Raw genomic sequence first — 24,501 nt, forward strand, 5'->3', positions numbered from 1 at the left:
CCAAAAAATTGGACTGCTTACCAATTTTAAAACTTAAGATGGGAAATTAACGACTTAATTTTGATGCTGAATACTCATGGACAAATGAAGCTAATTTTTTCAACGTTTCAGGGTTAACTGAAGGGAATACACCGTGCCCTAAATTAAAGATGTAGCCATCCTTTTCCATTCCTTGGTCTAAAATAGCTTTCGCTCTTTCCTCAATGACTTCCCATGGTGCTAACAAAATAGCCGGGTCAAGATTCCCCTGTATAGCTTTGTTAACGCCCATTTCTCTTGCCTGGTTAATTGGCAGACGCCAATCCAACCCTACAACATCAAGTGGCAGCTCATTCCATTCTAAAGCAAGATGGCTAGCACCAACGCCGAACATAATTAATGGAACATTTTCCTCTTTTAATGAAACAAAAATACGGTTCATAATTGGCTTAATAAAATAACGATAATCCTCTACATTTAAAGCTCCCACCCATGAATCAAAAATCTGAATAGCCTTTGCACCAGCTTTAATTTGCGACTTCACATATGTAATGATCATGTCACCGAGCTTATCCATAAGCGCAAACCACGCCTTCGGCTCGGTGTACATAAACGCTTTTGTCTTATTATAATTTTTGGAAGGACCGCCTTCAATCATATAGCTGGCAAGGGTAAATGGAGCACCAGAAAAACCGATTAATGGTACGGATAACTGCTCTTGTGTTAATAATTTAATAGTGTCCAATACATAAGGGACATCCTCTTCAGGATTAATTTCACCTAATTTTTCAACATCTGCTAAAGAACGAATTGGATTGTCAATAACAGGTCCAATCCCTCCCTTTATTTCTACCTCCATCCCAATTGCTGGGAGCGGCGTCATAATATCTTTATACAAAATCGCAGCATCGACGTTATATTGTTCAACAGGCAAGCGCGTTACATAAGCACAAAGCTCAGGCTGATGTGTAATTTCAAATAAGGAATACTTTTCTTTAATCGCTCTGTATTCTGGCTGCGAACGGCCAGCTTGACGCATGTACCATAAAGGTACATGATCGGTCTTTTCGCCTCGGGCTGCTTTTAATAATGTTTCATTAATTGGTCTTGTCATTAGTATTGTCCACCTTTCAAAAACATGTCTGTTGTCAATTTTAATATATATAGCATGAATTTAAAACTTACTCATTCTTATTAGACTGTATTTACTATATCTATTTATCCTATTTGTGTATAGCTAACGATATTAACTGTCAAAAAAAAGTCGTTTTTACGTTTTTAAATTTGTTAAATCTTCAGGCATTTCCCCAATAATTTTTTCACTAATTCTACTCACCACTTGATGCAATTTTCATATTCTGTATTACATCCAACAGGGCTATAGCCCTCCCTGGATGTAAGAAAGGAGGGAAATACATGATTGTCGAGCTTACTGCTCTTCATTGGATCTATGTGACCTTTATTGTTCTTATCATTGGATTTATGGTAATGAGGAGGGACACATCCATTGTATGTATCGTCGGGATATTCCTAATTGCTATCACAGCAACTGGGTCGTTAAGCCATTCAATAAGCAGTATTTTCAACAGTTTCAGTTATGCGATTACTGAATTATTATCTACTATTCTTGTTATTTCAATAATTGTTGCCATGAGCAATACTTTAACGGTAACTGGAATTAATGATGTGATGATTTCACCATTTCGAAAACTAATCCGCAACCCCACGCTCGCCTATTGGACAATAGGAATTCTTATGATGATTATTTCCTGGTTCTTTTGGCCATCCCCTGCTGTTGCACTTTTAGGTGCCGTCCTTCTTCCAGTTGCGATTCGCGCTGGACTGCCAGCTCTAGGCGTTGCCATGGCAATGAACCTGTTTGGTCATGGTATCGCTTTATCGGGTGACTTTGTCATTCAAGCTGCTCCAAAACTAACCTCAGATGCAGCAGGTATTCCCATTCAAGACGTGATTAATGCCAGTATTCCATTAGTGTTTATTATGGGTCTTGTTACAACTGTAACCGCATTCTACTTCTTAAAAAGGGATATGAAGCGGGGAATTCTAACAACGACAACTTCCGAAAGCGCGGATTCGCCTGCTAGTGGCACTGACCAGCCTGCGCTTCTATCACTTACCCAAAAACGCCTTTTTGCCCTTTTAGTACCTTTATTATTTGCTGCAGACGTTGCAGCTATGTCTATTCTTGATTTAGCAGGCGGCGATGCCACAGCATTAATTGGCGGCACTTCGATTCTTATACTTTTATTAATTGCCTTAACAAGCCACAAAAGTAAAGGCTTAGAAAAAACAACACAATATCTAATTGAAGGATTCCAATTTGGTTTTAAAGTTTTTGGTCCGGTAATCCCGATTGCTGCTTTCTTTTATTTGGGTGATGCCGGATTTGGGAAAATCATTGGTGACTTTTTACCGAAGGCTTCTCAAGGAATTGTCAATGATTTAGGGGTTTCTCTCGCTAATATCGTCCCATTAAGTAAAGAGGTTGGGGCGATCACCCTGACTACCGTTGGGGCAATCACTGGTCTCGATGGTTCAGGCTTTTCCGGAATTTCACTTGCCGGCTCTGTTGCCAGCCTATTTGCCGTTGCCATCGGTAAAGGTGCTGCCACATTGACGGCACTCGGGCAAATTGCAGCCATATGGGTAGGGGGCGGAACCCTGGTACCATGGGCGTTAATCCCGGCTGCAGCTATCTGTAATGTCGATCCATTTGAACTAGCAAGGCGAAACCTTCTCCCCGTGGTGATTGGACTCGTTGTGACCACAATAGCTGCAATGTTCCTTATTTAACCGAAACAAAGAGGCTGATCTTGTGACCAGCCTCTTTGTTTATTTTTCCCTCTTTTTAAAATAGTTATATAATAGAATCCAAATAACTACCCATAAATAACCTAACGCATAGCCCCCAAGGACATCTGATGGATAATGAACCTGTAAAACAATTCGGCTTGCACCTATTAATAAGAGTAAGAAAGCTGTGATAACAGCGATTGTGCTCTTTGCTGCCTTTGATTTTGCTTCCTCCATTAGAAGATACGCAATCATCAAATAAACAATCATCCCCACCATCGCATGTCCACTCGGAAAGCTGTAGCTTTTAACATCGACAAGATGTTCAAGGTCTGGCCTAGGGCGCACAAAAAAATTCTTTAAAAGCTTACTAACTTCATTTCCTATTGCTACTGATAAGGCAAGAGTACCCGCACCAACGTAGTTCCTCTGTTTAAGTAATAACCACGCTAAGGCTAGTAAGGCAACAACCCCAATCCCCTTTTTATCACCCATTTCTGTTACTTGAATAAAAAATGGAATAACTGACTTAGGAACATGTGCAAATAGCCCTGCCACCTTGTCATCGATCCAAAAATCGCTGCTCATTGCAACCTTAATGGATGTAAACAATGCGCAAAAAAGTGCAAAAATAATAAATAGATAAGAAAAATTCCTGTAGTTCTTTCGTTCCATCCCCCAAACCCTTTCCTGCTCACATCTAAATGAAATTCTAGTAAAAAGTATAAAGAAAATGACTCTTAAAATCTACTTTAGAGGATATAAATGTTAAAATAGTTTGAAAATAGATACTTTATCACCGATATGTTTGGAGGAATAGATTTGATAAACAAGTTGTTTGCAGCCTTAGAAGGGGCTTATGAAGAGATGGTTGATATCCGCCGCTTTATGCACCAACATCCGGAATTATCCTTTCAGGAATATAATACCGCCAAATTCATTCAGGCTTTTTATGAGAAGCTCCAAATTGAAGTAAAAGGGAATGTTGGCGGGAATGGTGTGGTTGCAAAGGTTTACGGAAAAAAACCAGGTAAAACAGTAGCACTACGGGCTGACTTTGATGCACTGCCCATCCAAGATGAAAAGGACGTGCCGTACAAATCTTTAGTGCCCGGGGTGATGCATGCCTGTGGACATGATGGCCATACTGCCACTCTCCTCGTCCTTGCTAAAACTTTGAATGAACTAAAAGAGGAATTAGAAGGCACCTATGTATTTATCCATCAACATGCGGAAGAGTATGCACCAGGTGGCGCCATTTCCATGATTGAGGATGGCTGTTTGGAAAATGTTGATGTTATTTTCGGTACTCATTTATGGGCAAGCGAACCGACGGGGACGATTCAATATCGAACCGGTCCAATAATGGCGGCGGCTGACCGTTTTGAAATTGATATTCAAGGCAAGGGCGGCCATGGGGCCCAGCCGCATAAAACGCTAGACGCGATTGTTACTGCATCCCAGATTGTCTTAAATCTACAGCAGATTGTCAGTCGGAGAGTAAATCCCGTTGATGCGGCGGTGGTCACCATCGGTTCTTTCACTGCACAAAATGCATTTAACGTTATTGCAGACAAAGCAAAACTCATTGGCACCGTTCGTACATTTAGTGAGACCGTCCAACAATTGATCGAAGTAGAGATGGAAAGAATAATTGCGGGCACATGCTCCATGTCCGGCAGTACTTATGACTTTAGATTTGTACGGGGCTATCCAGCGGTGGTCAATTCTGAGAAAGAAACTGTATTTTTGACTTCCTGTGCACAGAAAGTCGCAGAAGTGACCACCATTGAAGAAACCGAACCCCAAATGGGCGGTGAAGATTTTGCCTACTACTTACAAAACGTCCCAGGTACCTTCTTCTTCACAGGGGCAAAGCCACTTGGTAACGACACGGGATACCCCCATCATCACCCTAGATTTGATATCGATGAAAAAGCAATGTTAATTGCAGCAAAAACATTAGGAGTGGCAGCAATTAATATTCATGGTAATCATTAAGAAAAATCCCCTTGACTCAAATTGGGTCAGGGGATTTTTGCAGCAGTCTTAGTCGATAGGCATTCATGGCTGTGTCACCTAAATGCTTAAGGAGATTGTTATTGGCATAGGCACCAACAAAAGCTCCAATGCCCGGCACTAGCTGGAGCATTTTAGCCAGGTCAATATAATCTCGATACTCCTGCTGAAACTTGCGCCAATCCATTTCCACTAGGACAGTCTTTCGAGTCTCCCAGTTTTCAATTTCAGCTAATGTACTTTTTCGAATCTCCTCACTTGAAAATGCCAGCTGAAATACATGAAGAATAAACAATCTTTCTGCATATTCCTTTGTATTAAACCCATAGATGGAAGCTGCTTCAAATAGAAATTTCATCTTTATGGAAAGCAGTAATGGAAAATCAGCCAGCCCAAGTAAAATTCCACCAGCTCCAGTCCCCGCCCCTTCGATCATCGCCGTCTTTTGAAAGGCAGCCATTTTTTTAACTGCCAATTCATCTCTTTCAGCAAGAGTTAACCCGAGTGCCTGATCCTTATTGGTTGTCATCTGCGAACCGAACAGCGTTGCTTTAACCATTGCTTTGATACTTTCTGTCATTACTTCGTGAACCTTTTCAGGGATAAATTCATTTATTTTTCCTTGGGCTTTTTTCGATAATCGGTTCATCATTCCTGAACGTCTCGTTATTTTCCGTTTCCACTCTTCGACTTCTTCATAAACTTTTAATTCATACTCGTTCATTGGTCACCCCTCCACTATAATATTATGCATCCATACGAAGTTCTCCGCCCAATAGTTTCAAAAGAATCCCCTTAAATTTTCAAGGGGATCTGGATTATACTTTTAATCGATTTTTAGCGTAAAAATAAACAAAAACATAGCTAAACACAATTCCTGCAATTATGGATAGCAACGAGCTGAACAAGTCGCCCTTAACTACTATAAATAAAGAAAAGATGACTGTTTGGATCGCTAAAATGGTCATTAATAAAGAGTTAAATGCTATTTCTTTATATTTTTGTTCAACAGGATATATGTCAACCCACAATTTGTTTTGATGATGATTCCACAGTGGAAGAAGCTGAAAACCTGTTAAATATAAGAATAAAATCCCGAGTAAAATTTGACCTACACCAAAAGAGATAAAATAAATTGCAAGAACGCCAATTACTGTTAAACGTATAAAAAGTCCAAGATAATCCGATGACCGCAGAAACGCTCTCGAAAACAAATATAAATAGGTCTTATCTCTGGAAAAAGCAATTCGATTAATAAATAGATCTAACCATTTTCTTCTTTTAACTGTATCCCTTAATTTAGGAACATCAGTAAACATATTCGCCAACCGATAAAAGGATGCCATTCTTTTCTCTTCTTGACTAATTAATAAATCCCATTTAAGGCCCATTTTCTTAGTTTGAGCAGAAAAATAATAGTAATACAAAGCGCAAACGACCACAATGAACAACAGGATAAAAATATTGGCTTGTTTAAATAGCAAATAAGTAAAAATCGCATTAATTAAATATCGAACGACAATGTCCCATCTATGGATAGAAGCTTGGACAAAAAAATCGATCCGCCAACTCGTTGTTAAATTCCAGGCTTTTAAGGCTAACAGGATCACTAGAAAAGGGAAAAATGATTGGAAGCCATTACTGCTTATCCGGGCATACATGGGCATTAATACTGCCAGCACCATAAGAAGCAGGTAACCTTGGAAAACAAGGCTCGCTCCACCTGAACGAAGGAAATACCCTCTCAATTTATTCTCAAGCGGGAGTATAAACACCTGATCTGCTTCAAGCAATAAATTAGATACTGGACTGTAGGTTAACAAGAAACCTAGTAGAACAGCGATAATTAGTTCTGCAGGAAAACCATCAGGAAGGGTTTCGATCCACTTTTGATAATAAAAAGAAGCCGTTCCAATTAAAAATAATAAAACAACGACTAGATGCCCATTGAAAATATAACGTAAATACCTGCCTAAATCCTTCATACGACCGCTTGCTCGGTCCTTCCAAAGCTTTTTTTCATCAAACATAATTTTCTTCCTTTGTTAATTGAATATACAAATCATCTAAAGAAGCAGCTGGCATTGAGAATTGCTCTCTCAACTCTTCAAGGGTCCCTTTTGCACGAATTTTACCTTCATGAAGAATCACAAATCGATCGCAATATCTTTCGGCTGTGGCTAAAATATGTGTGGACATTAAAATGCCTGCACCGTTATCCTTCATTTTTTTCATTAAATCGAGCAGGGATTGGATTCCAAGCGGATCAAGTCCAACAAAAGGTTCATCGACAATATACAGAGACGGCTGAATTAAAAACGCACACATAATCATTACCTTTTGTTTCATGCCTTTTGAAAAATGGGCTGGAAACCACTTTAAACGCTTTTCCATTCGAAATTCTGTCAGTAATGAAGTAATTCGTTCTTTATAGGTAGCCTCATCAAGCCCATACGCCATGGCTGTTAGTTTCAAATGCTCCTCAAGAGTCAATTCTTCATATAAAACAGGTGTTTCAGGAATAAAGGTAAACAATTTACGATAAGCCTCTTTATTTTCTGTGAAAGTATGACCATTTATTTTTACTGAACCTTTGTGCGGTTCCATTAATCCAATAATATGTTTTATGGTTGTACTCTTCCCCGCGCCATTTAAACCAATCAATCCGACCAATTCTCGTTCCTTTACTTCAAAGGAGACATCTTTTAAGACAGGGTTTCTTGTATATCCCCCGACAAGATTTTCAATCATTAATAAAGACATTTGCAACGTCCTTCCTTAACAGGATTATCTTTTTATTTTAACAAATTGTCCTTGATAAAAATAGTTTTCAAATTTTTATCATTTTTTTTGTATATTTCTTTTCACATCGGACATCATAATATTCGAAGGGGAAATAACTTACTTCGATGAAGAAATTCATCAAAACTTGAGATGAGGTGTCTGTCAAAGACAATTTACATTTCAAACAAGTGAGCTTCCAATTCGTTTCAGATAAGGGGATGGTTGTTTTGTACAGCGTGCACAGTAACCATTTTGAGTTCTAGTACACCAAGTCACTGTTTATCTTAAAAAAATAAACATTAAATGAGGTGTTTACCGCAGATCGCTACCTGTTTTTATAAGTTGGGAAAACATATAAAAACAACATAGGGGATGGTCAGCTTGAACAACGATGTCTCTTTATAAAAACACTCTATGAAAAATGAGGTGTTTATCAAAGAACACTCCTAATGAACGTACCAATTGAAGCAAACCCCTTCGAGAGGGCAGGATCCCATGCGGATCCTGTCTTTTTCTTTTTTAGTTTTCATGGTAAAATAATACAAACTATTTAGAAGGGATCGTGGATCGAATGAGTGATTGTATTTTTTGTAAAATTGTTAATGGAGAAATTCCATCCGCAAAAGTTTTTGAGAATGAACATGTATTAGCCTTTTTAGATATTACTCAGGTGACAAAGGGACATACTTTGGTTATTCCAAAAGTACATAAAGAAAACTTATATGAATTAACGCCGGAAATGGCCAGAAACCTTTTTGAAGTAGTCCCCGCCATTGCGAACGCCTTAAAACAAGAATTTAATCCAATTGGCTTAAATGCCATTAATAATAATGGTGAACATGCAGGCCAATCTGTTTTTCATTATCACATGCATTTAATTCCTCGTTACGGAAAAGGCGACGGATTCGGAGCTGTATGGAAAAGTAATCAACATGAGTATACTTTTGACATGTTAGAGGCAATGGCTGCAAATATTAATAAACAAGTATAGAAAAATATTTTTATAATTATCAGAAAATTATATCTTTATTATTATTATATTAATATGGTATAATGAATACAGGTTTTTCGCTGCAGGCAACTAGCGCACTGCAGGAGGAACAAATAGATTAGTATAGCAGAGGAGAGATGAGAAATGAATACGAAGAACATTGTAATTTTAGCACTATTAGCGGGGATTGGGGTGGTCTTGCATACGGTAATGCCAAGTTTTCTTGGAATAAAACCTGACATGATGCTGGCTATGATGTTTTTAGGAATAATTCTTATTCCTGAGATCAAGAGTGTATTGCTCTTGGCAATTGTGACAGGAGTATTGTCTGCATTAACTACAGGCTTTCCAGGCGGACAAATTCCAAATATCATTGATAAGCCTATCACAGCTTTGGTCTTCCTCGGTTTATTTTTATCCTTAAAAAAATACCGAAATTCGATTGTTAGTGTTGGTGTTTTAACTGCCATTGGAACTCTTGTATCAGGGACTATCTTTCTAACAGCAGCATTCTTTCTAGTAAGTTTACCTGCGTCCTTCACCGCACTATTTGCTGCAGGTGTTGTCCCAGCTATTGCTCTCAATACCATTATAATGGTTATTTTGTATCCAGTTGCTCAATCAATTGTTAAGCGAACTAAATTAACATCACCTTCCGTCATTCAAAAATAATGCACGGGATCCTTTTTAAGAAAAGAACCCCCGATGGGTTCTTTTCTTAATATAATTCTATAAAAAATAACTAATCATTATGGCAATTAACATGAAAAACCCACCGCATCCAGCTAGTGCAACAAATCTTTTCTTTAAAATATGTTTAGGTGGATATACACCGGATCTTGCTAATTTCAAAAAAACCTTAATTGCACTCAATAAAAGGATTGTACTAAAGATAAAAAAAATGAGAGCTGCCATCTTCATTCTTCTTGTCCCCCTATTTAGTCTCAAAAAAGCGACTAATTGTTGTAACTATTTATATGTTTACCCGTCCATTCCTATGAACAAGGGCTGACAGATTAATGATAGGGATAATTAACTGACTAATTAGTTAACAATTTTTAAGTTAAATATTCTAAAATTTCCTATTATTCAATGGATGTATTTGATCTAAAAAACAAAAATTCAATAGATTATTATTCTAATTTTTAAAAATTTTGTGAATTTATATCTTTATTAATTTTTACTTTATTGGCATAATGAAAATACAGAAATAAAAAAGTAGGTGAAAATGGGGATGACCGAGAAACAATTTACTATGAAGGAAGCGATGATTTTTACTCAGAGAGTTGCACAATTAAGTAAAGCCTTGTGGAAAGCAATTGAGAAAGACTGGCAGCAATGGATAAAACCTTTTGATTTAAATATTAATGAACATCATATTCTATGGATTGCCTACCATTTAAACGGTGCCTCCATCTCGGATGTGGCGAAGTTTGGCGTCATGCATGTTTCAACCGCATTTAATTTTTCGAAAAAGTTAGAAGAGCGAGGATTACTTCAGTTTTCAAAAAAGGAAAATGACAAGCGCAATACTTATATTCAACTTACTGATGCAGGCGAAGAGATATTACTTCAATTAATGGAAACCTATGAGCCGAATGACAATGCTGTATTTTCGGGTGCCTTGCCGCTTCGTGAATTATACGGGAAGTTTCCTGAGATTGTTGAAATGATGGCAATTGTCCGTAATATTTATGGAGAAGATTTCATGGAAATCTTTGAACGTTCTTTTCATAATATTGAAAGTAGATTCATTGAAGAAGATGGAAAACTAAAAAAATCAAAAAATATTGAACAAGAACTCGTTTAATACTGAACTATAAGTACTTTTCCAACTCTTGAAAAAGAGGCATATAAAGCTTCTGCTTCAAACAAGCGTTTATTATTGCTCTCATATTAAGATTGAAAGGTAAAGAGACAGATAATTCATGAAAAAGCGGCTGGAAGTATACATATCCCTCCGCTTTTTGTTCTTCTAATTTTATGCTCATTTTGTTACATAAAGAATAAAACAGCTTTACTTCCTGTTCGGATATCCCATTTTCAATAATAAGTTTATATAAATCGAGCGTTGAATCATTGAGCAACTTTAGCAACAGCTTTTGGTGATATTCAAGGATTTTAATTCTTTCCAGTAATTCTTGTTCATTCATCCATTAGCCCTCTTTTCATTATTTTACATGGTATATGTATATTATTAACCTTTTAAAACATTGGGTAAACTATTTTAATCCCTATAAGGGGAATTTTTTTATGTTTTTTTCCTTCAGATTTTAAATGGTTCATGCGGTTCACTTATGAGCCTAACATTCTTCCATTCTTTTTGACTATCTTTTTTTTATAATATTTGATAATGTATTAAACATAACACGAACATCAGGGAGGGAATCATTGATGATCTCCATTTTTATTGTCTTAGCAATTTTCATCTTGTTTTATGTAAATAAAATGACCAATTCACTTTGTATCCAAAAAGAAATTCCTGAAGAAAACCAACATAAGGTATTTCGTACTATAAATATCCTAATTACGATTCTTCTAATATCTTCATATTTGGAAATTTTATATACATGACCCAAGGGGAACACTATGCAAACGAAGGCATTTGTATTAATAAAAAAATAGAAGCGATGAGATTTTCTCATCGCTTTTAGTTTGCGATTTTTATTAATAAACCCAAGAAGCTCCGATGATTATTAATAAAATAAATAGGACAACCACTAACGCAAAGCCTCCACCGTAACCTGCTCCACCAGACATATATTCCCCTCCATTCATAAAGTACTATTCGGTCTTAATAAATCCAAGAAGCTCCCACAATAATTAATAGTATGAAAAGTACTACAATTAGAGCAAAGCCCGCTCCATGTTCATGGCTCATCGTAATACCTCCTTTTCCATTTACTACGATATACTATTCAAACCAAATTCAATTCGTTTAGGCACTTCCCATTTTTTTTTGAAATGTTTTAAGTTCACTTTTGTGAAAAATTTCAAAAAATAATCATTGTATTATTTTTGCAGGAGTTACCATTTATGTTATAGTAGAGTTTGTGGACAAGAAATTACTGTTTAGGAGAGATTTCATCATGAAAAAATGGTTATTAGCCCTTACATTAGCTGGCGGAGTACTTGCATTAACTGCATGTAATCAAAGCGGTTCTGATACAGTGGCAGAGAGCAAAGTTGGTAACGTAACTCAAGAAGAACTTTACAATACAATGAAGGATAAATACGGAGATCAAGCCCTTCAGCAACTTGTATATGAAAAAGTTCTAGCTAAGAAATACAAGGTTACAGATAAGGAGTTAAATGCAAAAATTGATCAATTAAAAACCGATCTTGGTGCAAATTTTGAAACGACCCTTGCACAATATGGTTATAAAAGCGAAGCTGACTTGAAGAAAACAATGAAGCTAGGCATGATGCAGGAAAAAGCTGCAATGAAAGGCGTTAAAGTAACCGATAAAGAATTAAAGGATTACTACGATAATTATAAGCCGGAAATTAAGGCGCGTCATATCCTTGTTGCTGATGAAAAGACTGCAAAAGAAGTGAAGAAAAAGCTTGATGGTGGAGCAAAATTTGAAGATGTTGCAAAAGAGTATTCAACTGATGAAGGCTCTAAAGCAAACGGTGGGGATTTAGGCTGGTTTGGAACAGGTAAGATGGATCCAGACTTTGAAAAAGCTGCCTATGCTTTAAAAGTCAATGAAATCAGTGCTCCAGTAAAATCTCAATTTGGTTATCATATTATCCAATTAACAGACAAAAAAGAGAAAAAACCATACGCAGAGATGAAGGACGAAATCGTAACTCAAGTAAAGTCCTCTAAATTAACGACAGAAGAAATTAATAAAGCTATGCAGCGTGAACTAAAAGCTGCAGATGTTAAAGTTAGTGATAAAGACTTAAAAGATGCACTTAACCCACAAACAACTGCAGCAACTGCAGCTCATTAAAAAAATGAAAAAAGCGGAAACGCCTCTAAACGAGCGCTTCCGCTTTTCTATTCTCCGGTAACCCTTAGTTCTTCCTTCAATTCCTTTTCTCTCTCCAGGCGTTTCATATAGATTTCGCCTTCCTGCTCAATGTTTTCCATTTCCATCAATCGCTCTTCTCTTCCTGTTTTCAGTGCCATTAGTGCACTTACTACAATACCAACCACAACAGCATATACCCAAATAGGAATAGTCATATTTCTTGCTCCTTTCCTTAGTGGTTGTCCACCCTTTACTACATGATATTCCTTAGAAATGGAAATATTCATATTAGCCTTTAAATGCAAAAAAAATAACCCAAAAGAGGGTTATCTTATTTATGGAACGCTGGTTTATAAAAGGAACGATTATCAAGAGCAAATATTCGCTCAGTAAATTCACCTGGCTTTACTCGATCTAGTGCCCGGTCAAGCATATTCATTTTCGCATCAAGATTATCGATATAATGTAGAATTTCGGCTTCTTTAATCATTGGCGGTTTAGGACTGCCCCATTCTGCTTTTCCATGATGGCTCAGAACAAGATGTTGAAGAATAAGGACTTCTTCCCCAGAAATACCAAGTTCTTCAGCCGCTTTGCCTATTTCATTAATCATAATTGTAATATGCCCAAGCAGGTTTCCTTCAATCGTGTAGACCGTCGAAATTGGACCCGATAATTCCAATACTTTCCCCATATCATGTAAGATAACCCCTGCATATAGTAAATCCTTGTCGAGGCTTGGATAAAGCATGGCAATCGATTTAGCCAAATCAAGCATACTCACAACATGATAGGCAAGCCCGGATACAAACTCATGATGATTTTTAGTGGCTGCAGGAAACTCTAAAAAAGCCTTCTGATGCTTTTTGATTAAGTGTCGTGTAATTCTTTGGATATTGGGATTTTTCATTTCAAAAATATACTGAGTGAGTCTGCTTGACATTTCCTCCTGGCTTAATGGTGCTGTCTCCAGGAAGTCATCCAATTTTACACCATCTGACGGCCCGGTCCGGCGTATTTGGCGGATTTTAAGCTGGCTTTTCCCACGATAATTTTGTACATCCCCTAGTATTTTCACAATACTTTGTGGGGCATAACTCTTTCCATCCTCATCATTAACATCCCAGAGCTTTGCTTCTATCTCCCCGCTTTTGTCCTGGAGAATAAGTGTTAAAAAAGGTTTGCCATTACTTGCAATCCCCTTTGTAGAACTTTTAATTAGTAAAAAAAGTTCTACCTGTTCACCTACTTCATGCTTTAATATACCTTTCCCCATAAATTCACGTCCTTTCCATTAATAAGAGTATAACATATCCAATTAGTACTCTATGAAATTATCTGTACAGCACCTTTTTCTAAAAAAAGAACATTTTCCCTTTGGAAAAAAGGCAGTAAATGTTTATGACAAGTGAAAAATAATAGTTGATTCCGCTTCATCCCTTTTAGTAGCTCTATCACTTTTTCCGTTCTTTTTGCATCAAAGTTTACAAAACTATCATCAATAATAATCGGGAGGTGATGTTTCTCATATAACGTTACTGCAAAGGCAAGTCGTATAGCTACGTATAACTGTTCCGTTGTTGCTTGGCTAAGTTCATTTGCTTCAAAAATAGTATGATCCTTACGCTCAACTAAAAAACCCGAACCGGAGTCTCGTAAGTGAATCCTATGATAGTTGTCATCTGTGAGGAACGACAAATATTCTTCCGCTTTGGAGAGCATCCTTGGTAAATGGATGTTTTTATACTTTTCAATCGTATTTACGAGAATCTCCTGTGCGATACAATAGACGGACCACTCCTTTGCAGCCTCTTCTAATTCATATCTTTTCTGTTTGTATTGATGGAGAATATCCGAATAAACGCCGCCCTCTTCTAGAGCTTGAATTTCGTACTTAATCGAAGCTTGTTCTTCCAAACGTTTTTTTAAGGCTGTTTGCAATAAATGGACTTCCTGATTATATTCAGTAATTACTTCATCACTAGGATGGATTTGGAGGAAGTTTTCCCGATCCTGTTCCGAGAGAATTGAATATTGTAGTTGGCTTTGCAGTGATTCTAACCTTTCGATTAACTTTTCTTTCTTCTCTGCTTTAGCTCCAAGTTCGTAAAATTGCAACTCTGTCTCCACCTTTGCAGAAGAGATTAGTTGGTTATATTCTAATCGCAGATGAGCCAGCTCCTGCGATTTCTGTCTTAAATCAGCTTCAAGATCATTAAGCTTTGCGAGTCTCTCTTGACTCGTTATTTGCTTGCCATGTTCTTCTTTCAACTTGTTTCGCAATACATAGGCTGCATTATATAAATCTAAACCTTTCTCATTTAAATAAAGATGCTCGTAATAATTAAGACTCTTTATTACTTTCTCCTGCTGCTGATTTATTTGCTCAAGCCTTGTCTGCAAAAGTTTTTTCTCTCTGCAATTCATTTTATATTGTTCAATAAGTTCAAATGCTTCAAGTAAAAAGGAATTAGCAATATATTCCGGTACTTTTAATTCACGGCTAATTGACAGCAGCTTCTCTTTATTTTGAGCGGACTCCAATTCCCATTGTTCGAATTTTGCAATCACCTTTTCGTATTGAGCTTGCTGCTGTTTTAACTTAATCTTTACAACTTGAAGTTCTTCTCTCCGCTGTTTATCAAGCATTAACTGCTCCTCAAGTTTTGTAATTTCCAGATATTCAGCTGATTGGAGTTTTTGCTTTAACTGCTTTTCCTTGTCTCGTAAACTGGTCAATGTTTGATTAAGATCCGCATCCTGCGATTGTTTCTTACTTTTGGTCATAACAAGGGCTATAAAAATGCATCCTAGTAAACCAATCGTAACTAGAAACCATTGCTTTGATAGCACACCATACAGTGTTACTACAGCCAGGATAAACTCAAAAAGATAAAACTGAAGTGTTCTCTGCTTTACTTGTTTAGCTGAAGCTGCTTTATCTCGTTCATTTATCTGTTGATAGAAGTCTATTTTATCTTGTAAGGACCTTAATTCTCCTTCCAATCCCTTTTTATCATTTGCCGAATTTACCTTTTCTTCAAGCAGCAACCGTTCCTGGTTAGATAAAACAAGCCGTTCTACAAATCGGACTTCTTTTTCTACTTCCTCTAATATACCCTTTTCTTCTTGATAATGAGTCTCTAATTCTTCCTTCACTTCTTCTAGCTTTTGAGTTTTCCGAGAAACTGCTTCCACTTGATTTTTCATATAAATATTTGTATTAATGGAAAAGATATCTTCTTCATTTAAGTTTAAATGAAGCTTCTCTTTCGTAATAGAAAGCTCTTCTTCAATAGCTAAAAGTTTTGTTTCACATTTCAGTTTTTCCTGCTTCAATTGCTCGAAAAGTGGAACTTGATCAAGCAAGGATAAGATAGCAGGCTCGTTTTTAAGGAAAGCTTGGTCTGGTTGAATCACTGTTAATTCTTTTTTTAAATTTTCAATTCTTTCGGTTATGCTGTTAATCTCCGCTTTATAGGGATGGATGAACTGAGTTATTTTTTCAATTCTTTCAATTCCACGTACTGGAAACCCAATTTCCCCTAATTCTTTAAGCTCCTTCATGGTCCACTTTTCGTCTTTGACGGTGGTTTCGATTCTTTTCCATTCATTTAGTTTTTCAATCTTTTCCCCTAAAGCCTGTAATGATTCGTTTATTTCCATCATTTCTTGGTGGAGTATTTCTTTCTTCTCTACTAGATTTGAATAATTTTTATTCTTTGCTTCTGCTATTTTCAATTCTTCATTGATTCTATGAAGTGCTTGTATCTTTTCATTTAATAATGGTTTCTTTCCTGTAGGTTTAAAGCGCATTTCTAGCTCTTTCTGTAGGAAATCTTCTGTTTTTGCCAGCCTTTCCGTTCCTAATGTTCCAGCGGAGAATAGGAACTTGCCTATCTCATCATTTTTCATTTGATGAATATTTTGCAAGCCATGCAAATTAAAAGAAAAAATAGCTTGGAATAAACTTTTATCAAAGTTCCCTGTTAATTCATTAAGAAGTTCCTCGCCGCCCATCCTGCCATTGTCCATAACGACCTTCACATCACCAGTCGCTTTTCCTCTCACACGTTCTATCACTGCCCCACCGTGACTTTCATGAACAATCCTAATTTTCCCGCCATATTTTGTACTATGTTTTGGCTCATAACGGAGTTCTGCTGATTGCTGTTTTGTAGGAAAACCGAATAAGATGCAATGGATAAAGGCCATAATCGTGGACTTACCTGCTTCATTTTCTCCATAGAACACTTGAAAATTATGAAGGTCGGTAATTTTGACATTCTCTAATTGGCCAAACCCATATATATGTAGTTCGAGAATTTTCAATCTTCTTCACACCTTCCTTAAGACTGATAAAGCAATTGAATCAGCAATTTCTCTGCTTTTCCGACTAACTCTTTCTGTTCTTCCAACGTTAAATGCACTAAATATTTTCTCCCTAATTGGTGACCGTACAAGGGGGCCAAGCTTTGCTCCACATTGTCAAAATGGTCAATAGTTTCAAATAACTCCGCATAAAAATTAGCATCCCTTTTCATTTGTTCTTTGTCTATTTGCTGGCTCACTACAATGGTTAGGTCCACCACCCAGACAAAGGAATCCTCATCTTTTTCATCCTCTTGAAGAAGCTCTAAAAGTTCGGAATCAACACTTCTTTTTTCACGGGCATCATCTAATTGAATATTTTTCAAAACCAGAGATAATAGTGTTGCTTTCAGATCCTTTCGTACACTTTTGATTGTAGTCTGGCATAGTAGCAATAACTCGTGGAAACTTCTTGCTGAAGAAGCATCAACAACTACTTCCTCCCAAATAATATCTGCCGTTTCTAAAAAGTTCATTTTCGTATCATGTTCGGATAACGTTACATGATAGATCCCTTTTGAACCAGATTCTTTTTTATTCCTGCCTTGGATATTACCTGGATAAATAATTGGCGGATTATTAGAAAGAATAGCCCTTTTATGGATATGTCCCAAGGCCCAATAATCAAAATCCTTTCGAAGTAAATCATTAACCGTAAAGGGAGCGTAGTTGTCATGCTCCACCCCGGCACTCTCATTTCCATGAAGAATTCCGATATGAAAATCCGCTCCTTCTTTCTTTATGTAATCATTGATTTTTCTATCAAAGACATGTCTGGTCGGATAACTGAAGCCATATAAATGGATGATTTCACCACTTTTAGTATGTAAAACTTTGGTTTCTACCTCACTCTTAAAAATATGAACATTAGAGGGCATGTCAAGGTGAACCCAGGACCCGTTTAAATGATCATGATTCCCATGGATGATATACACAGGAATTCCCTTTTCTGCAAGCTTAAGCATCTCTGAACGAAAGCGGGATTGTGCACGCAGGCTGCGGTCCTCGCCATCGAATAAATCGCCTGCTAAAATAACGAAGTCAACCTGCTGATAAATTGCGGTCGAAGTAATCTGTTTTAATGCAGTAAAGGTACTTTCTTTTACACGCATAAAAATATTTGTTGGTAAATGCTTTAATCCGACCATCGGACTGTCCAAATGCAGGTCTGCTGCATGAATAAAGCTTACTTTTTTCATAAATAATTCCTTTCCACATCTTTTCTCCATTGTAGCACCTCTTAAATACGAATGCACGTTCTAGTAATAAGCTAACGAAAAAAATAAAGAACCATTACCAGCAGGTAATAGCTCTTCGTTTTCCTTATTCTTTCTTAGTTAACTGTAATGCTTTTTTAATATCTTTAAAGGAGTTTGACTGTCCATACATTAAGACGCCGCCACGGTATACGCGGGCACCAAATATGGCTAATATTGTAATTGTTGCAACAAGGATTCCAATGCCTATTAGTGCTTCCCAAATCGGAATTGTTAGCATTCCAACACGCAAAAACATAATCATCGGTGTAAAGAATGGTATAAAGGATGTTACTGTAATAAACGATGCATCCGGTTTACCTAAGCCAAACATTGCAATCATAAACCCGGCAACCACTAACAACGTCATAGGCGTAATCATTTGCTGAACATCTTCTATTCTGCTGACAAGGGAACCAAGAAATGCCGCTAAAGTTGCATAAAGGAAATAACCTAGAATGAAGAAAATGACAGCGTAGAGTATCGTCTCAAAAGGGATGTCACCAAAACCATAAACTCCCATAAAGCCTTCTTTTAATGATTCCATATTCTGTTTAAACGAGAAATAGCCAACAGACAGAAATACTGCGAGCTGTGTCAGACTTAACAAACCGATTCCGACTATTTTCGCAAACATCTGCTTAATTGGTGAGACACTGGATATTAAGATTTCCATTACTCTTGATGACTTTTCTGTCGCCACTTCCATCGCAATCATATTTGCATACATGATGACTGAAAAATAGATAATAAACAGCAGGACGTAGACAAGACCACGTGCTTGGTTTAATTCTTCTTCTGTTTTTGCATTCTTCTCGAGCGCAATTTTCTCAAAAGAAACCGGTTCATAAAGCTTTTCGAGCTGGGCTGCCGTCAATTGAATTTGGGAAGCTGCAAGCATTGTTTTTACTTGCTGGAGACTTGTATTGAGATCAGTAAACATGGAAGAGTCCGCAATACTCATTGCCTTATATGTAGCTAATGGCAGGTTTTCCTCATTCATCGCTAGCAGAACAATGCCTTGATAACGCCCCTCTTCCACGGCTTTTTCCGCATTATCAACACTCCCTTCGAAGGGAGATAGTTTTATATCTTTATTGATTAACTTAACTTGTTTTTTGAAAGGTTCGTAAAGTTGACCTGTTTCATCAAGGACTGCAATATTCTCTTTCCCGCCATCTTTATCAAAAATATCAATGATATTATTTAAGTTCGTTAAAGCTAAGACAATTAAGACTGTTAAAAGAGTGGTAATGATAAAGGATTTTGTTTTTAACTTGTTTATATAGGTATGGAATAAGATAATCCAAAAACTATTCATAAGAGTCACCTACTTTCTCAATAAAAATATCATTTAAAGAAGGCTCTTCTAGAGAAAATTTCCGAATAAACCCCTGATTTACTATCTCTTTAAGGATTTTTTCGGCTATGTATTCTCCTTCAATTTGCAGATGAATTCCTTCCATCGTAGTTTTGGACTTAACAACACCTGGATAACTTTTTAAGGAATCCAACGAAAAATCAGCATGGATAACCAAGTTCTTCTTACCAAATGATCGTTTTATTTCTTTTAAAGATCCATGAACCACCGGACTACCTTTTTGCAAAATGCATAGATGCTCACACATTTCTTCTACATGCTCCATCCGATGACTCGAAAATACAATGGTTGCCCCATTTTCTTTTAAAGATAAGACTGCTTCTTTCAGCATTTCGACATTTACCGGGTCAAGCCCGCTAAATGGCTCATCCAGAATTAGTAATTTTGGTTTGTGAACGACAGCTGCAATGAATTGTATTTTCTGTTGGTTTCCCTTCGAAAGCTCTTCGACTTTTTTATTCTCATACTCCGGGATCTTAAATCGATCAAGCCAAAGTTTTAATTCTGTAAGTGCCTTAGCCTTTTGCATACCTCTTAATCTGGCTAAATAGACGATTTGGTCACGGACCTTTAGTTTGGGATACAGGCCCCGCTCCTCTGGAAGATAACCAACCAAGTGACTGGTGGAATAATCAATCGGTTTGCCGTCCCAGGTAATCTTCCCACCGCTAGCATCAAGCAACCCTAAAATCATCCGAAATGTCGTTGTCTTCCCTGCACCATTTGCCCCTAAAAAGCCAAACATTTCTTTGTCGGGTATCTCTAATGATAAATCGTCCACTGCAGTAAAATCCCCAAACTTTTTCGTGACATGTTCAAGTTTAAGAACCATTTTACACACTCCTCTCCATTTTAGTACGAATAAACAATTAAATAGTTTCAGATTCTTTTTGAACTTCTTTTGAAATTATGTGAAAATATAAAATATAACAACAAAATATAGGAAGGGGGCTGAATAATGAAAACGTATAAATTAACTGCATTTGAAAACAATGGAGAAAAGATTTTAGACGAATCCATCCAGGCTGAACATGATGAGACTGCAAAAGAATTAGCAGAAAAGCTGTTAGCGGAAAGAAACTTATTAGAATCAACACATCGCTTCACCTCACCAAGCGGAAAGCTATTACTGTTTCATTCCTAATACTTCAAAAAAACAAAGAAGCGATGGCTTCTTTGTTTTATTTCCCAATAAATCTAGGTGGTCTTTTTTCAATAAATGCTTTAATTCCTTCTTGATGATCAATTGTTTCACGCATTTTTTGTTGAGAGTGTTTTTCTAATTCTAAAATTTTTAGCAGGTATGGACGATTCATGTCAGCTAAGATTTTTTTCGTTTTAATCATTGCTTGAACAGGTCTCGTTAACCAATCTGCGATTCTAGCATCTAATGTCTCCTGCAGATTTACAGTCGCCACTTCTTCAATTAACCCCAACTCCAATGCCTCATCAGCATCCATCATTTTACCATCCCAGATTACCTGTTTCGCCTTTGTCTCTCCTAATTTCTTCTCTAGAAAGAAATGGGCCCCGCCATCAGGGATCAAACCGATTCCTATAAAATTCATTGCAAGCTTACTAGTCTTTTCTGCGATGATATGGTCTGTAGCTAGGGCTAAACTAAATCCCAAGCCTGCTGCGGCACCAGATACAGCGCTAATCGTTAATTTAGGCATGCTGTATAGGGTAATAATAAGCTCACTAATGCTATCCATGACTGGAAAAAATTCAATTTCATTCATGTTTGACAGCATTGTTTTAATATCGCCGCCTGCTGAAAATGCTCTTCCTTTTCCTGTTATTACAACAATATCAATTTCATCTGACTCACTAATTTCTTTAAGCTTACAGACAAGCCCCTTAATCATATCTGAGTCCATAGCATTTAACGCATCGGGTCTGTTCATTTCAAGCATTGCAACACGACCTGTAACCTTTACATTTACCTTATCAGTGATAAAATTGATCGACATTCCAAGCCCCCCCATCCTCTTCCATCAATTCCATTATATATGGAATTGATGAGTTAAATACATAAAAGTTTTTTAAATATAGTGAATTTTCTACACCTGAACTTTTTTTACAGACAATAGGACAAAGGAATAATCCCTTGTCCTCCATAGCTATCTTTTTCTAAGCACATCTTTTTGCACTTGATCCCTTAAGGACATCTTTAGGAATTTACCCACAGAATTCTTGGGAATATCATCTAGGAATAAAATATCATCAGGAATCCACCATTTCGCAAACTGGGGCTTTAAAAAGTCAAGCAGTTCTTCTTTTGATGTTTTCCCCTTATATGCCTCTTTTAAAACTACACAGCCTATTGGACGTTCTTGCCACTGTTCATGTGGAACAGCCACTACTGCAGCTTCAAAAACAGCCTCATGTGCCATTAATCCATTTTCTAGATCAACTGAGGATATCCATTCACCACCGCTCTTTATTAAGTCCTTTGTGCGGTCGACAATTTTAACAAAACCTTCTTCATCGATTGTGACAACATCACCAGTATGAAGCCAGCCATCACGGAATGCATCCTTAGTTCGTTCATCATGATAGTATTCAGATGCAATCCATGGACCCTTAATGCATAATTCTCCCATTTCCTTTCCGTCCCATTGGACTTCACCATTTCGACCAACTACTTTTATATCAAGTCCTGGGACAAGAATTCCCTGTTTGGCTCTTATTTCTAGCCTTTCCTCTGCATCTAGCCCTTCCTGGTAACTTTTTAAATTAGAGATAACAACCAGGGGACTTGTTTCTGTCATCCCATAAGCATGTATGAATGGGATGTTATGCCTTTGTTCATAGGATTTAATCAATCCTTTTGGGGCTGCTGATCCACCACATAATACTCCTCTTAAACTGCTCATATCATAAGAACCTTCATCGAGTTCTTTTAATAATCCAAGCCAAATAGTTGGAACCCCCGCGGTGATAGTCACTTGTTCCTGTTCAATGAGTTCTGCAATCAATTTAGGTGTGAAATATGGACCAGGCAAAACTAATGAGGTTCCAAACCAAACCGCTGCAAATGGCATCCCCCATGCATTTGCATGAAACATGGGGACAACCGGCATGGCAATGTCCTTTTCACTTAAGGCTGCACTATCGGCTAGTCCGAGTGCCATGCTATGTAGTAAAATGCCTCGGTGCGAATAGACCACTCCTTTTGGATTACCTGTGGTGGCCGATGTATAACACATTCCAGCCGGATCATTTTCAGCAATATCGTTAGGATATTGGAATGTAGGATCAGCTTCAGATAGTAGATTTTCATAATGATAGACTGGGGAGAGTGTTGTTTTAGGAAGTTCCTTTTCATCCGTCATAATAATATAGGCTTTGACAGTTTTCAATTCTGAGGCACATTTTTCGAGTAATGGTACGATGTCTGAATCAACGAGGAGAATCTGGTCTTCTGCATGATTGATAATAAATGAAATATGCTGGGGAGAAAGGCGAATGTTTATCGTATGTAGAACAGCCCCCATACATGGAATGGCAAAATAAGCTTCTAAGTGACGGTGATGATTCCATGCCAGTGTCCCGATCCGTTCGCCTTTTGAAATACCCAACTTCTCCAGGCTGCTTGCAAGCCTCCTCATTCTTTCAGTAATTTGTTTGTAAGTAAATTTATGGATGCCACTTGCCGTTCTCGATACAACTTGTTTCTTCGGAAAAAACTTTTCTGCCCTTTCAATCATTTGAGTCATTGTTAATGCAGTTTGCATCATTTACATTTCCCTCCGATTATGAAAGAATTTTCCGTATGCAGCATCAAATGTGGTCAACTCTATAAATTATTCGTCAATATGATACCTTATTCCTTTATAAGAAACAGAATAATAAAAAAGATATCAAAGGAAGTCACCTTTGATATCTTCTCGCTTTATTTTTTGATAATATTCATCCTTCTTAAAAACTCGATTGGCTGCTGTTTCCTAAAGTGTTCTTTGACCATATATGCAACACCATGCTCATTCTCTGACCTAGTAACCCAATCTGATGCTCTCTTCACTTCGAAATTGGCATTCCACATCGATACTCCAAGGCCCACGGCCTCAAGCAATGGAATATCATCTAGACCATCGCCGATATAAACCATTTCTTTTATTTGGATTCCCAGTTGGCTCCCCAGATAAGATAACCCTGATAACTTTGAAACACCCGCCGGTACAATATCTAACCGTAACGAGTCGAGCTCAATCATGTCAATTTCGGTAAACATTTTCCTTAATGCATTTTTCGCATCTTGAAGGTCACTCTCATCTTCGAAATAAACTTCAATCTTCGGCGGGCTGACTGGCTGATCATGTAAATATTCAGAAAGGGACGAAACAAATTGCTGTGAATAGAAAACTGGGTCCCCTGAGGTAAAAACAGTTTTAGTCAATAAATTATTACTTAGTTTTAATTTATTGGCTAAAGAAAATTGTTCATGGACTAGACGAATTTGACATGGAAGTGCCTCTAGAAAACTAACAGCATCGTAGGTTATATCCTCATTTATTCTCTGAACATATATTGGTTTGTCCTCAGAGCTGGCAATAAATGCGCCTTGATGGGTGATAAGTGGGGATTTTATTTTTAACGCCTTAGCTACTTTTCTTGTGGATGGGAAACTCCTTGAAGTTACAAGGGTGACATAGATACCTTTTTGCTGAACATATTCAATTGCCTCTTTTGTTGATTTATGGATTTTTCCATTTGTTTGAAGAAGCGTGCCATCAATATTTAAAGCAAGCAAGCGATAAATCATTACGTTGCCCCCTGTTCTTGGTGAAATAGCCTTTATATCACTTTTATGATTTTTTAGGCATTTATAGAACAGAAAAGCTGAAGCCGGACAACTTCCAAAGTCGAAATTTATAATTTTCTAACATATAAAAAAAAGCCTTCGGTCACTTCTTAAAT

Annotated in this window: 26 protein-coding genes; 8 read left to right on the forward strand and 18 right to left on the reverse strand. The window is 37.2% G+C overall.

The window, feature by feature from the left end:
- Positions 1-46: 46 nt before the first annotated feature.
- Complete coding sequence (gene hemE / locus BDR01S_RS04915) at positions 47-1,093, reverse strand: uroporphyrinogen decarboxylase (RefSeq protein ID WP_066251990.1); 1,047 nt, start codon at positions 1,091-1,093, stop codon at positions 47-49.
- Between the two features lie 302 nt (positions 1,094-1,395).
- Between hemE and BDR01S_RS04920 the strand changes: the two genes are divergently transcribed.
- Entirely contained in the window at positions 1,396-2,793 is a 1,398-nt protein-coding gene (locus BDR01S_RS04920; protein WP_066251987.1) for a hypothetical protein, read from the forward strand.
- Between the two features lie 39 nt (positions 2,794-2,832).
- Here BDR01S_RS04920 and BDR01S_RS04925 read toward each other — a convergent pair whose 3' ends face one another.
- Entirely contained in the window at positions 2,833-3,468 is a 636-nt protein-coding gene (locus tag BDR01S_RS04925) for a phosphatase PAP2 family protein (RefSeq protein WP_066251983.1), read from the reverse strand.
- Positions 3,469-3,615: 147 nt separating this feature from the next.
- On the opposite strand from BDR01S_RS04925, the gene BDR01S_RS04930 reads away from it, so the two are divergent.
- A complete protein-coding gene (locus tag BDR01S_RS04930) occupies positions 3,616-4,794 on the forward strand; it encodes a M20 family metallopeptidase (protein WP_157406105.1) in 1,179 nt (392 codons plus the stop codon).
- Between the two features lie 16 nt (positions 4,795-4,810).
- Here BDR01S_RS04930 and BDR01S_RS04935 read toward each other — a convergent pair whose 3' ends face one another.
- The 3 genes from BDR01S_RS04935 to BDR01S_RS04945 form a co-directional block, all read right to left on the reverse strand.
- A complete protein-coding gene (locus BDR01S_RS04935; RefSeq protein ID WP_066251978.1) occupies positions 4,811-5,536 on the reverse strand; it encodes an EcsC family protein in 726 nt (241 codons plus the stop codon).
- 94 nt (positions 5,537-5,630) lie between these two features.
- Positions 5,631-6,842 carry an ABC transporter permease gene (locus tag BDR01S_RS04940; RefSeq protein WP_066251974.1) on the reverse strand — a complete coding sequence of 404 codons (1,212 nt, stop codon included), beginning with the start codon at positions 6,840-6,842 and terminating at the stop codon, positions 5,631-5,633.
- A complete protein-coding gene (locus tag BDR01S_RS04945; protein ID WP_066251972.1) occupies positions 6,835-7,575 on the reverse strand; it encodes an ABC transporter ATP-binding protein in 741 nt (246 codons plus the stop codon). Before BDR01S_RS04945 ends, BDR01S_RS04940 begins: the two co-directional genes overlap by 8 nt.
- A 592-nt stretch (positions 7,576-8,167) precedes the next feature.
- Here BDR01S_RS04945 and BDR01S_RS04950 point away from each other — a divergent pair.
- Both BDR01S_RS04950 and BDR01S_RS04955 read left to right on the forward strand, forming a co-directional pair.
- Entirely contained in the window at positions 8,168-8,587 is a 420-nt protein-coding gene (locus BDR01S_RS04950) for an HIT family protein (RefSeq protein ID WP_066251970.1), read from the forward strand.
- 144 nt (positions 8,588-8,731) lie between these two features.
- Positions 8,732-9,259: a tryptophan transporter gene (locus BDR01S_RS04955; RefSeq protein WP_066251965.1), complete on the forward strand. Its 528-nt coding sequence runs from the start codon at positions 8,732-8,734 to the stop codon at positions 9,257-9,259.
- Positions 9,260-9,316: 57 nt separating this feature from the next.
- Here the strand turns inward: BDR01S_RS04955 and yhzF are convergent, their stop codons facing one another.
- Positions 9,317-9,508, reverse strand: coding sequence for a membrane protein YhzF (gene yhzF / locus BDR01S_RS04960; RefSeq protein WP_066251962.1), 192 nt, complete (start codon positions 9,506-9,508; stop codon positions 9,317-9,319).
- Positions 9,509-9,821: 313 nt separating this feature from the next.
- Here yhzF and BDR01S_RS04965 point away from each other — a divergent pair, with 313 nt between their 5' ends.
- Positions 9,822-10,397 (forward strand): HTH-type transcriptional regulator Hpr, encoded by a 576-nt coding sequence (locus BDR01S_RS04965; protein ID WP_066251958.1) that lies wholly within the window; start codon positions 9,822-9,824, stop codon positions 10,395-10,397.
- A gap of 7 nt (positions 10,398-10,404) precedes the next feature.
- Here the strand turns inward: BDR01S_RS04965 and BDR01S_RS04970 are convergent, their stop codons facing one another.
- Entirely contained in the window at positions 10,405-10,740 is a 336-nt protein-coding gene (locus tag BDR01S_RS04970; protein WP_066251955.1) for a DUF1878 family protein, read from the reverse strand.
- A gap of 241 nt (positions 10,741-10,981) precedes the next feature.
- On the opposite strand from BDR01S_RS04970, the gene BDR01S_RS26190 reads away from it, so the two are divergent.
- Positions 10,982-11,161, forward strand: a complete 180-nt coding sequence (locus BDR01S_RS26190; protein ID WP_066251952.1) for a hypothetical protein — start codon at positions 10,982-10,984, stop codon at positions 11,159-11,161.
- A 93-nt stretch (positions 11,162-11,254) separates the two neighbouring features.
- On the opposite strand, the gene BDR01S_RS04980 is transcribed toward BDR01S_RS26190, so the two are convergent.
- Positions 11,255-11,347 carry a YjcZ family sporulation protein gene (locus BDR01S_RS04980; protein ID WP_066251949.1) on the reverse strand — a complete coding sequence of 31 codons (93 nt, stop codon included), beginning with the start codon at positions 11,345-11,347 and terminating at the stop codon, positions 11,255-11,257.
- Between the two features lie 34 nt (positions 11,348-11,381).
- The gene (locus tag BDR01S_RS26610; protein ID WP_066251946.1) at positions 11,382-11,468 is read right to left on the reverse strand and encodes a YjcZ family sporulation protein; all 87 of its coding nucleotides are present in this window, start codon (positions 11,466-11,468) and stop codon (positions 11,382-11,384) included.
- Positions 11,469-11,676: 208 nt separating this feature from the next.
- On the opposite strand from BDR01S_RS26610, the gene BDR01S_RS04990 reads away from it, so the two are divergent.
- The gene (locus tag BDR01S_RS04990; protein WP_066251943.1) at positions 11,677-12,549 is read left to right on the forward strand and encodes a peptidylprolyl isomerase; all 873 of its coding nucleotides are present in this window, start codon (positions 11,677-11,679) and stop codon (positions 12,547-12,549) included.
- Positions 12,550-12,596: 47 nt separating this feature from the next.
- On the opposite strand, the gene BDR01S_RS04995 is transcribed toward BDR01S_RS04990, so the two are convergent.
- From BDR01S_RS04995 to BDR01S_RS05020, 6 genes are all read right to left on the reverse strand, one after another.
- Positions 12,597-12,785, reverse strand: coding sequence for a sporulation YhaL family protein (locus tag BDR01S_RS04995; RefSeq protein WP_066259789.1), 189 nt, complete (start codon positions 12,783-12,785; stop codon positions 12,597-12,599).
- A 116-nt stretch (positions 12,786-12,901) separates the two neighbouring features.
- Positions 12,902-13,846 carry a 3'-5' exoribonuclease YhaM gene (yhaM, locus tag BDR01S_RS05000; protein ID WP_066251939.1) on the reverse strand — a complete coding sequence of 315 codons (945 nt, stop codon included), beginning with the start codon at positions 13,844-13,846 and terminating at the stop codon, positions 12,902-12,904.
- A gap of 50 nt (positions 13,847-13,896) precedes the next feature.
- Positions 13,897-16,902, reverse strand: coding sequence for an AAA family ATPase (locus BDR01S_RS05005; protein WP_066251937.1), 3,006 nt, complete (start codon positions 16,900-16,902; stop codon positions 13,897-13,899).
- Between the two features lie 17 nt (positions 16,903-16,919).
- Positions 16,920-18,170 (reverse strand): metallophosphoesterase family protein, encoded by a 1,251-nt coding sequence (locus BDR01S_RS05010; RefSeq protein ID WP_235846493.1) that lies wholly within the window; start codon positions 18,168-18,170, stop codon positions 16,920-16,922.
- A gap of 94 nt (positions 18,171-18,264) precedes the next feature.
- Positions 18,265-19,518, reverse strand: a complete 1,254-nt coding sequence (locus BDR01S_RS05015) for an ABC transporter permease (protein WP_066251932.1) — start codon at positions 19,516-19,518, stop codon at positions 18,265-18,267.
- The gene (locus tag BDR01S_RS05020; RefSeq protein ID WP_066251929.1) at positions 19,511-20,410 is read right to left on the reverse strand and encodes an ABC transporter ATP-binding protein; all 900 of its coding nucleotides are present in this window, start codon (positions 20,408-20,410) and stop codon (positions 19,511-19,513) included. The genes BDR01S_RS05015 and BDR01S_RS05020 overlap by 8 nt, the downstream gene beginning before the upstream one ends.
- 126 nt (positions 20,411-20,536) lie before the next feature.
- Here BDR01S_RS05020 and BDR01S_RS05025 point away from each other — a divergent pair, with 126 nt between their 5' ends.
- Positions 20,537-20,722 carry a YhzD family protein gene (locus tag BDR01S_RS05025; protein WP_066251927.1) on the forward strand — a complete coding sequence of 62 codons (186 nt, stop codon included), beginning with the start codon at positions 20,537-20,539 and terminating at the stop codon, positions 20,720-20,722.
- A gap of 37 nt (positions 20,723-20,759) precedes the next feature.
- Here BDR01S_RS05025 and BDR01S_RS05030 read toward each other — a convergent pair whose 3' ends face one another.
- The 3 genes from BDR01S_RS05030 to BDR01S_RS05040 all read right to left on the reverse strand — a co-directional run bounded on the left by BDR01S_RS05030 (position 20,760) and on the right by BDR01S_RS05040 (position 24,346).
- Positions 20,760-21,551, reverse strand: a complete 792-nt coding sequence (locus tag BDR01S_RS05030) for an enoyl-CoA hydratase (protein ID WP_066251924.1) — start codon at positions 21,549-21,551, stop codon at positions 20,760-20,762.
- 150 nt (positions 21,552-21,701) lie between these two features.
- The gene (locus BDR01S_RS05035; protein ID WP_066251920.1) at positions 21,702-23,321 is read right to left on the reverse strand and encodes a long-chain fatty acid--CoA ligase; all 1,620 of its coding nucleotides are present in this window, start codon (positions 23,319-23,321) and stop codon (positions 21,702-21,704) included.
- Between the two features lie 155 nt (positions 23,322-23,476).
- Positions 23,477-24,346 (reverse strand): Cof-type HAD-IIB family hydrolase, encoded by an 870-nt coding sequence (locus BDR01S_RS05040; RefSeq protein WP_066251917.1) that lies wholly within the window; start codon positions 24,344-24,346, stop codon positions 23,477-23,479.
- Positions 24,347-24,501 lie beyond the last annotated feature (155 nt).

The sequence above is a fragment of the Neobacillus drentensis NBRC 102427 genome (assembly GCF_001591445.1).
Taxonomy (GTDB): domain Bacteria; phylum Bacillota; class Bacilli; order Bacillales; family Cytobacillaceae; genus Neobacillus; species Neobacillus drentensis.

What these genes read in the sequence shown, in the direction of transcription:
- hemE (WP_066251990.1), bottom strand. Translation starts at nt 1,093, where the DNA reads ATGACAAGACCAATTAATGAAACATTATTAAAAGCAGCCCGAGGCGAA.
- BDR01S_RS04920 (WP_066251987.1), top strand. Translation starts at nt 1,396, where the DNA reads ATGATTGTCGAGCTTACTGCTCTTCATTGGATCTATGTGACCTTTATT.
- BDR01S_RS04925 (WP_066251983.1), bottom strand. Translation starts at nt 3,468, where the DNA reads ATGGAACGAAAGAACTACAGGAATTTTTCTTATCTATTTATTATTTTT.
- BDR01S_RS04935 (WP_066251978.1), bottom strand. Translation starts at nt 5,536, where the DNA reads ATGAACGAGTATGAATTAAAAGTTTATGAAGAAGTCGAAGAGTGGAAA.
- BDR01S_RS04940 (WP_066251974.1), bottom strand. Translation starts at nt 6,842, where the DNA reads ATGTTTGATGAAAAAAAGCTTTGGAAGGACCGAGCAAGCGGTCGTATG.
- BDR01S_RS04945 (WP_066251972.1), bottom strand. Translation starts at nt 7,575, where the DNA reads ATGTCTTTATTAATGATTGAAAATCTTGTCGGGGGATATACAAGAAAC.
- BDR01S_RS04950 (WP_066251970.1), top strand. Translation starts at nt 8,168, where the DNA reads ATGAGTGATTGTATTTTTTGTAAAATTGTTAATGGAGAAATTCCATCC.
- BDR01S_RS04955 (WP_066251965.1), top strand. Translation starts at nt 8,732, where the DNA reads ATGAATACGAAGAACATTGTAATTTTAGCACTATTAGCGGGGATTGGG.
- yhzF (WP_066251962.1), bottom strand. Translation starts at nt 9,508, where the DNA reads ATGAAGATGGCAGCTCTCATTTTTTTTATCTTTAGTACAATCCTTTTA.
- BDR01S_RS04965 (WP_066251958.1), top strand. Translation starts at nt 9,822, where the DNA reads ATGACCGAGAAACAATTTACTATGAAGGAAGCGATGATTTTTACTCAG.
- BDR01S_RS04970 (WP_066251955.1), bottom strand. Translation starts at nt 10,740, where the DNA reads ATGAATGAACAAGAATTACTGGAAAGAATTAAAATCCTTGAATATCAC.
- BDR01S_RS26190 (WP_066251952.1), top strand. Translation starts at nt 10,982, where the DNA reads ATGATCTCCATTTTTATTGTCTTAGCAATTTTCATCTTGTTTTATGTA.
- BDR01S_RS04980 (WP_066251949.1), bottom strand. Translation starts at nt 11,347, where the DNA reads ATGTCTGGTGGAGCAGGTTACGGTGGAGGCTTTGCGTTAGTGGTTGTC.
- BDR01S_RS26610 (WP_066251946.1), bottom strand. Translation starts at nt 11,468, where the DNA reads ATGAGCCATGAACATGGAGCGGGCTTTGCTCTAATTGTAGTACTTTTC.
- BDR01S_RS04990 (WP_066251943.1), top strand. Translation starts at nt 11,677, where the DNA reads ATGAAAAAATGGTTATTAGCCCTTACATTAGCTGGCGGAGTACTTGCA.
- BDR01S_RS04995 (WP_066259789.1), bottom strand. Translation starts at nt 12,785, where the DNA reads ATGACTATTCCTATTTGGGTATATGCTGTTGTGGTTGGTATTGTAGTA.
- yhaM (WP_066251939.1), bottom strand. Translation starts at nt 13,846, where the DNA reads ATGGGGAAAGGTATATTAAAGCATGAAGTAGGTGAACAGGTAGAACTT.
- BDR01S_RS05010 (WP_235846493.1), bottom strand. Translation starts at nt 18,170, where the DNA reads ATGGAGAAAAGATGTGGAAAGGAATTATTTATGAAAAAAGTAAGCTTT.
- BDR01S_RS05015 (WP_066251932.1), bottom strand. Translation starts at nt 19,518, where the DNA reads ATGAATAGTTTTTGGATTATCTTATTCCATACCTATATAAACAAGTTA.
- BDR01S_RS05020 (WP_066251929.1), bottom strand. Translation starts at nt 20,410, where the DNA reads ATGGTTCTTAAACTTGAACATGTCACGAAAAAGTTTGGGGATTTTACT.
- BDR01S_RS05025 (WP_066251927.1), top strand. Translation starts at nt 20,537, where the DNA reads ATGAAAACGTATAAATTAACTGCATTTGAAAACAATGGAGAAAAGATT.
- BDR01S_RS05030 (WP_066251924.1), bottom strand. Translation starts at nt 21,551, where the DNA reads ATGTCGATCAATTTTATCACTGATAAGGTAAATGTAAAGGTTACAGGT.
- BDR01S_RS05035 (WP_066251920.1), bottom strand. Translation starts at nt 23,321, where the DNA reads ATGATGCAAACTGCATTAACAATGACTCAAATGATTGAAAGGGCAGAA.
- BDR01S_RS05040 (WP_066251917.1), bottom strand. Translation starts at nt 24,346, where the DNA reads ATGATTTATCGCTTGCTTGCTTTAAATATTGATGGCACGCTTCTTCAA.